The following is a 13,374-nucleotide window of genomic DNA, read 5'->3' as shown; positions in this document are numbered from 1 at the left end:
TCGCGATGCAGCAGGGTTCGGGCATGGTCGGCCCGCTCGCCGAGCAGGCCCGGATCGGCCGGCAGGCCGTCGCCCACCTCGCCTACGACCTCATCGACATCACTTCCGGTGGCCTGCCCATCACCCTCGGACGCATCGGCCTCACCCGCGAGGCCGGCGCCACCCAGCTCACCCGGCTCGTCGCCGAAGCCACCCACCGGCTCCTGCCCGCCGCCACCCTCCAAGCCATCCTCCTCGTCCTGGCCGACCGCGCCTACCGCGACAGCTGCCGCCTGTCAGCCCCTACGACATCACGCCCACAGGCTCAGTAGCAGGCTGGCCATCCGTGCGACAGGGAAATCGGTGCAGCGAACGCTGCACCGATGCGGATCGAGCAGGGTCGACGGGGATGCGGTCAGATGGAAACGGCCAGAGATGTCCGACCCTGCGGCGAAACCGCAGGTGAGAAGGGACACCGGGATTGGTTCGAGTCCTCCCGCCCCACTGCCGATGTCCCGGCAGGAACGTTATGACCTGCGTATATGTAGGCAGGAGGGCCCTCACGGATTCCGTGGGGCCCTCACCATGGCCCCGTAGCAAGATCAAGTGGCCGCGCGCCGACCCGGCGGGTCGCGCGAGCGGGGCCCGGCCGGGGGTCCCTCCCGTTCCACGTCGGTGCGTCGGTACGTCAGCTCGGTACGTCAGTGTCCGTACGGGCGGCCTCGATTGTGTGCGGCCCGGCGGCGGCCGTCATGGCATCGCGAAATGTGCACCATCCCTGGCTGCCCCGAGGGGTGTCCGGAGAGTCACTTATGACAACGCTCTGAAGGAATACGGCATTTCGTCCCTTTTAATCCTTGATTTCGGCTTCTACGACTTGTTGGCCGCAGGGGGCGGACGTAGTGTCGAAAGTGCCGCAGCAAGAGCAAGGAGCGGCACAGCGAAACCCTCCAGAGGAGGCGAAGATGAAGGTACGTAGCATCTTCGACCACGGCGGACACGGTGGCGGCGGCTATGGCGGCCGTGGCGGTTACGGCGGACGCGGTGGATACGGCGGACGCGGCGGTTACGGCGGCCGTGGATACGGCGGCCGTGGTTACGGCGGCCGTGGATACGACGGCTACGGCGGCTACGGCGGCTACGGCCGGGGTGGTCGCTGGGGTTGCTGACACCGTTCAGTCCCGACCCCCTGATCCCAATTCGAGGCAGGCTCGCGCACACCGCGCGGGTCGGCCTCGTATTTTGGGGCCCATTTCCATGGCCAGATCCATAGCCCGAGCACCTCTGTGATGTGATGCCCATGCGCTTTCACAGCTCGCTCAAGCGTTCCGACCGTACTGAAGAGCCGCCCGAGGACCCGGTGACGGATGTTCCGATCCGTACCGACCCCGTCAGCATCCTGGCGTCCTTCCGGCGCTTCTGGCCGTTGACCAGAGGCGACCGGCGCTGGCTCATCGTCATCTTCCTGTGCGCCGTCCTGGCCGCACTCGCCGAGACCGTCACCGTCCTGCTGTTCGCCAAACTCACCGACACCGCCCTGCAGAGCGGCGACGTCAGCGCCTTCTGGAAGCCCGCCGGCCAGTGGCTCGCCGTGGCGGTCGCCGGTGCCGTGGTGGGGTACCTGGGCAGTTCGCTCGCGGTCTGGACCGCCGAACGCTTCGTGCTGCGGCTGCGGGCCCGGGTGTTCGGCCATCTCCAGAACCTCCCGCCGCACTTCTTCCAGCGCAATCGCCGTGGCGACCTGGTGGAACGGCTGACAGGTGACGTGGAGGCCATCGAGGCGCTCGTGGTCTCCGGCATCGTCGGGGCGGCGTCGGCGCTGTTCGGCACCGTTTTCTACGCCGGCGCGGCCCTGTTGCTGCGCTGGGACCTGGCCCTCGCCACGTTCGTCATGGTCCCGATCCTGCTGGTCGTCACCCGCGGGTTCGCCAAACCCCTGCGCGCGGTGTCCCGGCGCGGGCGTGCGGCGGACGGCGCCATCACGGCCGTGGTAGAGGAGACGCTGGTCAACGTCGTCATGACGCAGGCGTACAACAGGCAGCAGGACGAGGAGGACCGGCTCCGCAACAAGGCGCGGGTCCGGTTGCGGACCGCGGTGAAGGCCGTCCGTCTCACCGAGTTCTACGAGCAGTTCATCGAGGTCCTCGAAACGCTGTGCGTCCTCACGATCATCGGCCTGGGGGCGTGGGAGATCTCGGCCGGCCGGATGACCCTCGGACAGCTGCTGGCCTTCGCCGCCTTCATCGGCTACCTCTACCCGCCGATCCGTTCGCTGGGCCAGCTCGGTCTGACGGCCACCGCCGCGACCGCGGGCGCCGAACGACTGCTGGAGATCCTCGACGCCGAGCCCGCCGTCACCGACCCGGGCGACTCGGTACCGGTGCCGGAGCGCAGCCGGGCGCTCGGCGAGGTGGAGGCGCGTCAGGTGTTCTTCCACTACCCCGGAAGCAGCGAGATGGTGCTCCGGGACCTGTCGTTCACCGCAAGTCCCGGGGAACTACTGGTCATCACCGGTCCCAGCGGTGCGGGCAAGTCGACGCTGGCGGCGCTGCTGCTGAGGTTCTACGACCCGGAGACCGGCAGCGTCCTGCTGGACGGCGTCTCCGTGGACCGGACGCCGCTGACGTACCTCCGCCAAAACATCACGCTGCTGCCGCAGGACACCCTCGTCCTGCACGACACCATCGAGGAGAACATCGGCTGCGGAAGCCTCGACGCGAGCCACGACGACGTCGTGTGGGCCGCGCGGGCGGCCGACGCCCACGCGTTCATCGAGGCGCTCCCGGAGGGATATGACACCGTCATATCCACCGGCACCTCCCGGCTCTCCGGCGGCCAGTTGCAGCGCATCGCCATCGCCCGCGCCATGCTGCGTGATGCACCCGTGCTCCTCCTCGACGAGCCCACCACCGGACTGGACCGGCTGGCCGCGGAACGCATCCTGGAGCCCCTGCGACGGCTGGCCCGGGGCCGCACCACCATCGTGATCACCCACGACCTGGCCCTGGCCGCGGACGCCGACCGCATCCTCGTTCTGGACGAGGGGCGGCTGGTGGAGTCCGGCACGCACACCCAACTTCTCGGAAGGAGCGGCCTGTACGCCACGCTGTTCGAGCGCCGCACCCAACGGCACAACGGGACCTTGTACAAGCCTGCCCGGCCGTCAGGGATCCACTGGAGGTAGCTGCCCGGCGCCACGGAGCCCGAACGGCACGGCCCGGCACGCTTCCTGACACCCGCCGGACCACCGAGGCGCCCGGTCGTTACTATCCGCTGTGACCGAAACGACCGGAGAACCTGCCCCCCGCACCCGCATATTCGCCGACCTGACGCCCCTGCGGACCTCCCCCGACTACCGGCGGCTCTGGTTCGGGAACACGGTTTCCTGGGTCGGGCAGGGGATGACGGCGCTCGCCGTGTCTCTCCAGGTCTACGACATCACCGGGTCCGCCTTCTCGGTCGGGCTCATCGGGTTCTGCTCGTTCCTGCCGCTGGTCGTCTTCGGGCTGTACGGCGGGGCCGTCGCCGACACCATCGACCGGCGCAAGCTGGGCCTGGCCAGTTCCGCCGGGTCGTTCGTGCTCTCCGTCGCCCTTGTCGCCATCACCGTCGCCGGGGTGGAGCAGGTGGGGCTGCTGTACGCGATCGTCGGCCTCCAGGCTGCCTGCTTCGCGGTCAACTCGCCCGCCCGCAGCTCGATGATCGCCCGACTGCTGCCGGCCGAGCAGCTGCCCGCCGCCAACGCCCTCAACTCCATGACCGGCACCACCGGAACGCTGGTCGGGCCGATGCTCGGCGGGCTCGTCGTCGGCTGGTGGGGCTACCGGGCCGCGTACACCGTCGACGCCATCACCTTCACCGCCTCGCTCTACGCGATGTGGCGGCTGCCCTCCATGCTGCCCCAGCGGGAGGAAGGCGCGGGGGACAAGCGGGCATCCGTCGCGGACGGGCTGCGCTTCCTCGGGACCAGGCCCAATCTCCGGATGACCTTCTTCACCGATCTGTGCGCCATGGTGCTGGCCCATCCCCGGGCGTTGTTCCCCGTCGTCGCCGTCCTCTGGTACGGCGGTGACGCGAAGACCACCGGACTGCTGGTCGCCGCTCCGGCGTTCGGGGCGCTGCTCGGCGGGGTGTTCTCCGGCTGGCTGGGGCGCATCCGGCGCCACGGCCTCGCCGTGCTGCTCGCCGTCTCCTGCTGGGGCACCGCCATCGCGGTCTTCGGCCTGACCCGGCAGCTCTGGCTCGGGCTGATTTTCCTGGCGCTCGCCGGGTGCGCGGACACCATCTCGATGGTCTTCCGCAACACCATGCTCCAGGCAGCCGTGCCGGACGAGATGCGAGGACGGCTCCAGGGTGTGTTCATCGTCGTCGTGGCGGGCGGGCCGCGGCTCGGCGACTTCCTGGCGGGATCGGTCGCCGACCTGACCTCGCCCGGCCTGGCGGTGACCGGGGGCGGGATCGCCTGTGTCGTCGCGGTGGCCCTGCTGGGGCTGCGGTGGCGGGGCTTCGCACGGTACGACGCGCGGGACCCTCAGCCGTGACGGGCCCCGGCCATGACTGGGCCCGGCTGTGACGGGGCCCCAGCCGTGACGGGGCCCCGCCCGCGCCTCACTCCCGCGGCAGGTCCCCGGTCCCGTCCCGCGGCGGCCCCACCACCGAGCGGGCGAAGCCCAGTTCCACCAGGTCCTGGGGGCGCAGCCGCAACTGGTCGGCCGTGGCGTGCACCTGGTCCGGAGCGCGCTTCAGGATCGCTGCCGCCAGCTCCGGGGCGATGACCGAGAAGTAGCTGTCCCGGGTGACATGGGTGTTCCCCGGCGCCGCGAGCGCCAGCGCGCCGCCCGAACCGCCCTCGCCGATCACCAGCGTGGTGACGGGGACCCGGGCCTCGGCTATCGCCGCGAAGGCGCCGGCGATGGCGGCGCCCGCGCCCGTCCGTTCCGCCTCCGCGTCGTTGGCCGCGCCCGGGGTGTCGATCAGGGTGAGCACGGGAACGCCGAGCCGGTCGGCCAGCCGGATCACCCGCGCCGCCGTGCGGTATCCGGCCGGGCGGGTCGCGGTGCCGCACTGGGCCACGTACGCGACCGACCGGCCGCCGCGCCGCCCGAAGCCGCAGAGCAGCCCCGGGTCCGTACCCCCGCAGCGGTCGCCGCCGAGCGGGAGCCGGTGGTCGAAGTACGCGTCCAGATACGCCTCGGCGCGCGGCCGGGAGGGCGAGCGGGCCTGCCGTACCGCGTCCCAGCCGGTCACCGGGAGCCCGGTGGCGGACAGGGCGTCCGGCACGGGGGCGGGGAGCGCCGGGGAGTCCGGGGCGTGCAGTGCCCGCAGCCAGTGGGCCACCGTCTCCGGGAGCTCGTCCGGCGGGACGACGGCGTCGATCTGGCCCGCGGCCAGCTGGCCCTCGGCGGTGTACGCGTGGGGGTCCGCGTCCGGCGGCCGTACCCGGGAACCGGCGAACCCGACCTGGGCGCCCGGCAGCGCCAGGATCACATCGGCGCCCGCCCCCAGAGTGGCCCAGCCGCCTCCCGTCGTCGGGTCGCGCAGGACCGCTAGCTGCGCGGGGCCCGCTGCCCGCAGCCGCGCCGAGGCGCGGGCCACCCGCTGGAGCTGGGTCAGGGCGACCATGCCCTCCTGCATCCGGCTGCCGCCCGTCGCGATGAGCGAGACGAGCGGCAGCGCCCGGGTCCGGGCGGCCTCGTACGCGGCCTCCAGCCGGTCCCCGGTGCGCTGCCCCAGCGAGCCGCCCAGGAACCCGAACTCGAACGAGATCAGCACGCAGCGCCGGCCGCCGACCGAGGCGAGGCCGTGGACGACGGACTCCTCCTCGCCGGTCCGGGCGGCGGCGCGGGCCCGGGAGTCCGCGTACCCGGCCCAGGAGAGGGGCCCGTCCCCGGCGCCGTCGTGGCCGGGCGTCGCGGTTTCCGTGAGCTCCTCGAAGTCCGCGGTGAGTGCCGCGATCGCCGCTCTCGCGCCCATCCGGTCAGTCATGGAGCGACCGTTTCATGATCTTGCCGAGGTCGTTGCGGGGCAGCGCCTCCAGGTAGCGGACCGTGCGCGGACGCTTGTGCGGGGACAACTGGGCGGCCACATGGTCCGCGAGCTCGCCCTCGGACGGCGGCGACGCAGGGTCGGCCGGCACCACCCAGGCGACGATCCGCTCGCCCAGATCCGGGTCCGGCTCACCGGTGACGGCGGCCTCGCGGACACCGGGGTGGTCCAGGAGCGCGTTCTCGATCTCCCCGGCGCCGATCTTGTAACCGCCGCTCTTGATCAGGTCGGTGGCCTTGCGCCCGACGATCCGTACGTAGCCGTCGGCGTCCCGGGTGGCCATGTCCCCCGTACGGAACCAGCCGTCCTCGGTGAGCGCGGCGGCCGTGGCGTCGGGGCGGTTCAGATAGCCGGTGAAGAGATTCGGGCCGCGTACCTGGATCTCGCCGATGGCGTCGGGGCCGGTGCTGCCCTCGGTGAGGACGGTGCCGTCCTCCTCGACCAGGCGGAGCTCCACGCCGCGCAGGGGCGCGCCGACCGTTCCGGGGCGCGGCTCGCCGTCGGCCCGGACGCCCGTGTTCATCAGAGTCTCCGTCATGCCGTACCGCTCGATGACCCGGCGGCCGGTGGCCGCCGCGATCCGCTCGTGGTCGTGCACCGGCAGCGCGGCCGACCCGGACACCAGCAGCCGGGCTCCGGCCAGCGCCTTCGCCAGCCCCTCCGCCCCGGGGCCGTCGAGGGCCTCGGCCAGCCGGTGGTACATCGTCGGTACGCCGAAGAGCATGGTGCCGCCGGACGACAGTTCCCGGGCCACCCCGTCGGTGGAGAACCTGCCCAGGTGCCGCACCGATCCGCCCCGGCGCAGCGGCCCGAGCACGCCCAGGATCAGACCGTGCACGTGGAACAGCGGCAGGGCGTGGACGAGTACGTCGTCGCCGGTCCACTGCCAGGCGTCCTCCAGCGCGTCGAGCGAGGCGGCGATCGCCCGTCGCGGCAGGATCGCGCCCTTGGGCGGGCCCGTGGTGCCGGAGGTGTAGACGATCAGCGCGGGGGACTCGGGGGAGGGCTCGGGGAGCGTGGCGCGGGCGCCCTCGGCGGCCGTGTCGACGTCGATGCGGTCCAGCGCGTCCAGCACCGGCGGGAGCGTGTCGCCCGCCCCGGCCAGCACCGCGGTCGGTTCGCTGTCGGCCACGATGTGGGCGAGTTCGCGCGTTCCCGTCTTCGGGTTGAGCGGAACCGCAGGCACCCCGGCACGCAGCGCGGCCACGACGGCGACCACGGTCTCGGGTGTGGGAGTGGCCCAGACGGCGACCCGTCCGGCCCCGGCGAGACGCTCGGCGAGCGCGGTGGAGGCGGTGGTCAACCGGTCGTAGGTCATGGTGTGTTCGCCGAACCGGGTGGCTTCCCGGGTCGAACCGTCATCCGGCACAAACAGAAGAGGAGTCACCCACCGCACCTTAAGGGCTGCCCCAGGTGACGCCCTAGGGCTTGTCCGGCGGAACAGGGTCGGACAGGGCGCGGCGTCTGGTGCGGTGCATCGCAAGGCGCCGGAGCGTCTTAATAGCGGAGCTATTCGGACGTTTCGGCAACGCCGCGAGGTGCCGTGCCAGACGCCGCGACCCCGGCCGCGATCCGCCGGACCGCCCTAGTCCCGCTGGAGTCCCCGCATGCGGCCGTACGCGTACACGCACCCCGCCAGCGCCAGGTCCGACAGCAGCATGAAGCCGATCGAGTACGACCCCTTCGCGCTGTAGATCGCCCCCATCACCAGTGGCGGCACGAAGCCGCCCAGCCCGCCCATCGCGCCGACGATCCCGGTCACGCTGCCCACCTTCGCCTGCGGCGTCACCTGCGAGACCAGGGCGAAGACGCTGCCGCTCGCGGTGCCCAGGCCCGCCGCCATGCAGAGCAGCGCGATCGTGCCGCCCGGGGCCAGCGGCGGGTCGAAGGCCTGGACGATCGCCATCAGGGCGGCCAGGCCGAGCGCCGCCGCCGTGACCACGGCCGGGTGCACGCGGTCCGAGAGCCAGCCGCCGATCGGCCGGAAGACGACCGTGACCAGGGCGAACCCGGCGGCCTTCGTGCCGGCGTCGGTGGGCGACAGGTCGTACCAGGTCTTCAGATACGTGGGGAGGTAGACGCCGAACGCGACGATGCCGCCGAACCCGATCGCGTACAGCGCGGACAGCTCCCAGGTGACCCGCAGCCGTCCGGCGTCGGCCAGTCGGTGGGCGAGCGAGTCGGTCGGCACCGGGCGGCCCGGACGGTCGGTGATCAGTACCGCGGCCAGCGCCGCGTACACCACGAGCGCCGCCGCGACCACCAGGTACGGCAGGTTGTCGCCGTGCCCGGCGATCCGCGGGGTGAAGTACCCGGACAGGGCGACACCGCCCATGCCCATGCCGAACACCCCGAGCGCGAGACCCCGCTTGGCGGGCGGGAACCACGAGTTGACCAGCGGGATGCCGATCGCGAACGTGGTGCCGCCCAGGCCCAGCAGAAAGCCCACGGCGAGCATCGCGCCGTAGGAGTCCCGCGCCGGGATCAGCAGCAGCACGGGCACGATGGTGAGGGCCGAGACCAGCGGGAACATCAGCCGTGCGCCGTACTTGTCGGTGAGCGCGCCCGCCGGGATCCGGCCCAGCGAACCGACCAGCACCGGCACCGCCACCAGCAGCGACTGCTCGAACGAGCTCAGCCCCAGCCGCTCCTTGTAGTCCCCGGACAGCGGCGCGATCAGATTCCAGGCCCAGAAGGTGAGCCCGAAGCCGATCGTGGCCATCGCGAGGTTGCGACAGGCGGCCGAGGACGGCGCGTCGACCGGTGCGGGGGACTGCTTGACAGCTGTATCCACCCCCTCAGTCAAGGGCGGGCAGGGGCCGCGGGCCTGCCGAAATGCGCCATGCGGGTCACACCCGGCGGGGGGACCGGTAACGGGGGAGGGGTACCGGCGGACACTACTTGCCCAGTCGCAAACCGGACAAAGCTGCGACAATCGCAGTATGGACCGTCTGGACAGGGAAATCCTCGGCATCCTCCAGGAGGATGCCCGGATCTCGTACCGCGATCTGGGCGTACGGGTCGGGCTCAGCGCCAACGCGGCGGCCGACCGGGTGCGCAGACTGCGCCGCGACGGTGTCATCCGCGGCTTCACCGTGATCATCGACCCGGCCGCCGACACCCGCACCGGCCTTGTCGTCTTCATCGAGGTGTCGCTGCGGATCGATACGACGAACGAGGTGTTCGAACGGGCGGTGCTCGCCCTGCCCGGCATCACCGAAGTGGTCCATGTGACCGGCGGCCACGACTATCTCGTACGGGCCACCGTCGCCGACACCGCGGCTCTGGACGGGCTGCTGCGCAGGCTCAAGCGGGAGGCGGGGGTCGCCCACTCCAACACCCGGGTCGCGCTCAGAGCGGCGCCTGCCAGGTGACGGTCGACGAGCGCGAGCCGTCCTCCTCGCGGCCGTCGTCGGCGACCGTCAGCCGGACCGCGGCCCGCCCGTCCGGCAGCTCGGCCGTCGCGTCCACCTCCACCTCGATCGCCGACACCCCGGCCCGCCGGTGCGCGGCCGCGAGTGCGCCCCGCAGCGCGGCGAGCAGCTGCCGGTCCACGGGATCCCGGACCAGTGCGTCGACCGCCCCGTTGAAGTGCACCGACGGCGGGAAGCCGAGTACGGCGGCGGCGCCCCCGGTCTCCCGCAGCACCCGGCCGCGGAAGGTGGCGGGGGCCTCGGCGGGCGGCTGCTGGAGGGCGAAGATCGCCGTCCGCACCTCCTGAATGGTGGAGTCCAGCTCGTCGACGGCCCTGCCGAGCAGCTCGTCCGTATCCGGGGCGGCGGCCCTGCGACGGGTCGACTCCAGCATCATCTCGGTCGCGAACAGCCGCTGGACCACGAGGTCGTGCAGATCGCGGGCGATCCTGTCCCGGTCCTCGTACACCGCGAGCTGTTCCCGGTCGTGCCGGGCGTCCGCCAGGACCAGCGCCAGTGCGGCCTGCGAGGCGAACTGTGTGGCCAGCAGCCGGTCCACGGCCGTGTACGGGCGGTCGCCGCGTCGCCGGGGCAGGGCGAGGGTGCCGATCAGCCGTCCGCCGCTCTGCAGCGGCAGCATCATGCTGGGGCCGAACCGCGACCGCACATGTGTCGTCATCCGCGGATCGGTCGCCGAGTCCTCGATGAACACCGGTTCCCCGCCCAGCAGTTGGGCCAGCACATCGGAGCCGGGCGCGATGGCCGTACCGACGATCCCGGCCGGGTCGTCGAGCGTGGACGCGGTGACGATCTCCATCCCGCCCTCCTCGTTCGGCTGGAGGATGACCCCGGCACAGGCGTCGGCGAGCGTCCTGGCCCGTTCCGCGACGGTCATCAGCGCGTCGTCCGCGCTCCCGCCGGTCAGCAGCGTGGTGGTGACGGCGGCCGCCCCCTCGATCCAGCGCTCCCGCTGCCGGGCCGCCGCGTACAGCCGGGCATTGGCGATCGCGATGCCGGCCTGCGCGGCCAGCGCCCTCAGCACCGCCGCGTCCGAATCGGTGAAGCCGCCGGTGTGCTTCTCGGCGAGGTAAAGGTTGCCGAAGACCTGGTCGTGGACCCGGATCGGCGCCCCGAGGAAGGAGCGCACCGGCGGATGGCCGGGCGGCACCCCGCCGGCCCGCGGGTCGGCGGTCAGGTCGTCGCGGCGCAACGGCTCCGGCTCGTCGACGAGAGAGCCGAGCATCCCGGAGTGCCCGTCCGGGAACCGGCCGATCCGCTGCCGCTCGGTGTCGTCGAGCCCCGAGGTGTACAGCTCACCGATGGTGCCGTGCTCCGGGTCGAGCACGCCGAGCGCGCCGTACCGGGCCTCGGTCAGGGCCGTCGCGGTGTCCACGATCTGCTGGAGCATGGCCCGCAGTTCGAGGTCGGAGCCGATGCTGAGCACCGCTTCCAGGAGCATCGACAGCGGGGGTTTCTCCGGGACGGAGGCCGCCACGGCGGCCTCCTCGCCGGGCCGCCCCACGGCCGTGTCCGTCGTGTCGTCGGTCATGCGCCGCACCCCCAGGGTGTGCTCAGCAGGCGAGCGGGTCGAGGACCAGCGGCTCGATCTTTCCGTCCAGCATGGCACCGAGCCCCAGCACCGCGCAGACGTCCGGCCGCTCCGCGATGTGCACCGGCACGCCCGTCGCGTCCCGCAGCATCTGGTCGAGACCGGGCAGCAGTGCGCTCCCGCCGACCATCATGATTCCGCAGTCCACCAGGTCGGCCACCAGATCGGGCGGGCAGTCGCGCAGGATCGTGCCCAGCCCGTCCAGGACCGCGGTCAGCGGGGCGTGGATGGCCTGGCGCACGGCTGCCGTGTCGACCTGCACCGAGCGGGCCAGACCGGTCGCCACGTCACGGCCGTGGATCTCGGTCGTGGCGGGCCCCTTCGAGGTCAGCCCGGAGCCGCTGAGCGCCAGCTGCAGCGGGCGCACCGACTGGCTCGGCAGCATCAGCTCATGGTGCTGGCGCAGATGCTGGATCACCGCGTGGTCGATGGCGTCGCCGCCGACGGGGATGCGTACGGCGCTCACGATCGAACCGAGCGAGAGCACCGCGATCTGGGTGGTCGCGGCCCCGCACACCATGATCATGGTGGCGGTCGGCTGCTCGACCGGCAGCCCGCAGCCGACGGCCGCCGCGATCAGGGTGTCGACCAGTTCGACCCGCCGGGCACCGATCCCGACCATCGTCTCGACGGCGGCCCGCTGAGCGAGCGGATCGCTGTCGTGCGGGGTGCAGGCGGCGGCCCGCAGCCGCGGCTTGCGGCGCAGCTGGCGGCGGAGCTTCTCGCCGAGCAGATGGCGGAGCATGCGCTGGGCCATCTCGATGTCGACGACGGTTCCGCCGGTGACCGGGCGGGCCACCCGGATGTAGTCGGGGGTACGGCCCGTCATCTGTTCGGCGAACGCGCCGACGGCGATGAGCGACCCGGTACGGGTGTTCACCGCGGCGACGCTCGGCTCGTCGACGACGAGCCCGAGGCCCTTGACGTACACACGGGTCCGGGCGGCCCCGAGGTCGACGGCGACATGGCAGCGGCGCAACTGCTCAAGACTGACGGTCACGGCAGATCTCCCGAGAGCGCGGACGGTGGCACCGGCGGCAGCCGGTCTCTCTCGCATCGTGCGCCGTTCGGAGTCGTGGCGCGCGCTGGGGTGAGCCGTAGGAGGTACTGAGTTGACGGGCCGACAGAAGGGTGCGGCACGCGGGAATCAACCCGGCAGCAGCCGCTGGAACAGTCCCCAGGTGAACTCGGCGGCGTACGGCCTGCCCGTTCCCGGCGCGGTGATCGCGAGCGCCCACCGGGTCGGCGCACTGCCCTCCATCGGGCGGGCCGGCGCGAAGGCCCGCGCGACCTCGTCGACCGTGCCCGACCAGGGCCGCAGATCCTCGACCGTGCGCAGCTCGGGGCCCGGTGCCCCCGGCGTCCGGACCAGCCACTCGTTCCACACCGTGCCGCCCGGCGCGACCATCACCTCGAAGCACAGATCCGGCCACAGCTCCATCGGCCACCGCAGCGCGTCGCACTCCAGGTCGCCGATCGAGCGGCGCACGGACGACACGGGCTCGCCGAGCACCGAACGGTAGCGGCGCAGGGCGCCCCGTCCGCCGGGCGCCCGCACCATGGCCTGCCAGCGGCGGTTGGCCTCGCGCATCTCGGCGAGCGACGCGCCCAGCTCGTGCCGGGCGTCCTCGACGAGGCCGGGCTGATGGTCGGCCATGCGGCGCAGGAGGACCAGCTGGAACTCACGGGGGCCGAAGGGCGACGCGGGCGCGGTCATGGCTCAACGGTTCCACACCCCGGCCCCAGGGCCTATCCGGCGGACCGGCCCGGCTCGCCCAGCATCCGGCGCAGCAGGTCCCGCAGTATCGCCCGGTCCCCGTCCGACAGCTCGGCCAGCGGCTCCCGGGCGAAGGTGAGCGAATCGCGCAGCTGCTGCGCCGTCCGCGCGCCCAGCTCCGTCGGAGCGGCCAGCTTCACCCGCCGGTCGGCCGGATCCGGCCTGCGCTCCACCAGGCCGCGCGTCTCCAGCCGGTCGACGATGCCGGTGACGTTCGACGGCTCGCACTTCAGCTTCTGGGCGATCCTGCGCATGGGCATCGGCTCCAGCGAGAGCAGCCCGAGAACCCGCGCCTGCGCACCGGTGAGCGAGTGGGCTGCCGCCGCCTCGTCGTACTCCTCGTAGTAGCGCGCCACGACGGTACCGATGAGCTCGACGACTTCGAGGGTCAGAGGGTCTGTACGGGTGGTGGCCATGACACCCAGGATAGCCGGTTGCTTGACAACATGAAATATTCAGGAGCATGGTTGTTTCACCACCTGAAGTATCTCGCTTCCCCGGTGCGGCCCCGACCGCCCGGCCGAGCTTCCCCCAGCTCGTAGGACATTGAG

12 protein-coding genes are annotated in these 13,374 nt (G+C 72.2%); 5 read left to right on the top strand and 7 right to left on the bottom strand.

Annotated features, from left to right (window positions below):
• Positions 1-5 precede the first annotated feature (5 nt).
• From OG978_RS13565 to OG978_RS13550, 4 genes are all read left to right on the top strand, one after another.
• Positions 6-311 (top strand): hypothetical protein, encoded by a 306-nt coding sequence (locus OG978_RS13565; protein WP_326765478.1) that lies wholly within the window; start codon positions 6-8, stop codon positions 309-311.
• Positions 312-944: 633 nt separating this feature from the next.
• Positions 945-1,148 (top strand): hypothetical protein, encoded by a 204-nt coding sequence (locus OG978_RS13560; RefSeq protein WP_326765477.1) that lies wholly within the window; start codon positions 945-947, stop codon positions 1,146-1,148.
• 131 nt (positions 1,149-1,279) lie between these two features.
• The gene (locus tag OG978_RS13555) at positions 1,280-3,163 is read left to right on the top strand and encodes an ABC transporter ATP-binding protein (RefSeq protein WP_326765476.1); all 1,884 of its coding nucleotides are present in this window, start codon (positions 1,280-1,282) and stop codon (positions 3,161-3,163) included.
• 91 nt (positions 3,164-3,254) lie between these two features.
• Positions 3,255-4,520 (top strand): MFS transporter, encoded by a 1,266-nt coding sequence (locus OG978_RS13550; protein ID WP_326765475.1) that lies wholly within the window; start codon positions 3,255-3,257, stop codon positions 4,518-4,520.
• A gap of 67 nt (positions 4,521-4,587) precedes the next feature.
• Here OG978_RS13550 and OG978_RS13545 read toward each other — a convergent pair whose 3' ends face one another.
• The 3 genes from OG978_RS13545 to OG978_RS13535 all read right to left on the bottom strand — a co-directional run bounded on the left by OG978_RS13545 (position 4,588) and on the right by OG978_RS13535 (position 8,818).
• Positions 4,588-5,964, bottom strand: a complete 1,377-nt coding sequence (locus tag OG978_RS13545) for a carboxyl transferase domain-containing protein (RefSeq protein WP_326765474.1) — start codon at positions 5,962-5,964, stop codon at positions 4,588-4,590.
• Complete coding sequence (locus OG978_RS13540; protein WP_442817683.1) at positions 5,957-7,420, bottom strand: acyl-CoA synthetase; 1,464 nt, start codon at positions 7,418-7,420, stop codon at positions 5,957-5,959. The genes OG978_RS13545 and OG978_RS13540 overlap by 8 nt, the downstream gene beginning before the upstream one ends.
• Positions 7,421-7,609: 189 nt before the next feature.
• Complete coding sequence (locus OG978_RS13535; protein ID WP_326765472.1) at positions 7,610-8,818, bottom strand: MFS transporter; 1,209 nt, start codon at positions 8,816-8,818, stop codon at positions 7,610-7,612.
• A 148-nt stretch (positions 8,819-8,966) separates the two neighbouring features.
• Here OG978_RS13535 and OG978_RS13530 point away from each other — a divergent pair, with 148 nt between their 5' ends.
• Complete coding sequence (locus tag OG978_RS13530; RefSeq protein WP_326765471.1) at positions 8,967-9,398, top strand: Lrp/AsnC family transcriptional regulator; 432 nt, start codon at positions 8,967-8,969, stop codon at positions 9,396-9,398.
• Here OG978_RS13530 and OG978_RS13525 read toward each other — a convergent pair.
• The 4 genes from OG978_RS13525 to OG978_RS13510 form a co-directional block, all read right to left on the bottom strand.
• Complete coding sequence (locus tag OG978_RS13525; RefSeq protein WP_442817682.1) at positions 9,376-10,986, bottom strand: GAF domain-containing protein; 1,611 nt, start codon at positions 10,984-10,986, stop codon at positions 9,376-9,378. The genes OG978_RS13530 and OG978_RS13525 overlap by 23 nt on opposite strands.
• Before the next feature lie 22 nt (positions 10,987-11,008).
• On the bottom strand, positions 11,009-12,046 hold the full coding sequence (locus OG978_RS13520) for a rod shape-determining protein (protein WP_326765470.1): 1,038 nt from the start codon (positions 12,044-12,046) through the stop codon (positions 11,009-11,011).
• Between the two features lie 147 nt (positions 12,047-12,193).
• Positions 12,194-12,763 (bottom strand): hypothetical protein, encoded by a 570-nt coding sequence (locus OG978_RS13515; RefSeq protein ID WP_326765469.1) that lies wholly within the window; start codon positions 12,761-12,763, stop codon positions 12,194-12,196.
• 32 nt (positions 12,764-12,795) lie between these two features.
• Complete coding sequence (locus OG978_RS13510; protein WP_326765468.1) at positions 12,796-13,239, bottom strand: MarR family winged helix-turn-helix transcriptional regulator; 444 nt, start codon at positions 13,237-13,239, stop codon at positions 12,796-12,798.
• Positions 13,240-13,374 lie beyond the last annotated feature (135 nt).

This window comes from Streptomyces sp. NBC_01591 (assembly GCF_035918155.1).
Lineage (GTDB): Bacteria > Actinomycetota > Actinomycetes > Streptomycetales > Streptomycetaceae > Streptomyces.
Note: the sequence above shows the minus strand (reverse complement) of the source record. Positions and strands in the feature narration are given on the sequence as shown.

Excerpts from the sequence above, each read along its gene's own strand:
- OG978_RS13565 (WP_326765478.1), top strand. The coding sequence starts at position 6 with ATGCAGCAGGGTTCGGGCATGGTCGGCCCGCTCGCCGAGCAGGCCCGG.
- OG978_RS13560 (WP_326765477.1), top strand. The coding sequence starts at position 945 with ATGAAGGTACGTAGCATCTTCGACCACGGCGGACACGGTGGCGGCGGC.
- OG978_RS13555 (WP_326765476.1), top strand. The coding sequence starts at position 1,280 with ATGCGCTTTCACAGCTCGCTCAAGCGTTCCGACCGTACTGAAGAGCCG.
- OG978_RS13545 (WP_326765474.1), bottom strand. The coding sequence starts at position 5,964 with ATGACTGACCGGATGGGCGCGAGAGCGGCGATCGCGGCACTCACCGCG.
- OG978_RS13530 (WP_326765471.1), top strand. The coding sequence starts at position 8,967 with ATGGACCGTCTGGACAGGGAAATCCTCGGCATCCTCCAGGAGGATGCC.
- OG978_RS13525 (WP_442817682.1), bottom strand. The coding sequence starts at position 10,986 with ATGACCGACGACACGACGGACACGGCCGTGGGGCGGCCCGGCGAGGAG.
- OG978_RS13515 (WP_326765469.1), bottom strand. The coding sequence starts at position 12,763 with ATGACCGCGCCCGCGTCGCCCTTCGGCCCCCGTGAGTTCCAGCTGGTC.
- OG978_RS13510 (WP_326765468.1), bottom strand. The coding sequence starts at position 13,239 with ATGGCCACCACCCGTACAGACCCTCTGACCCTCGAAGTCGTCGAGCTC.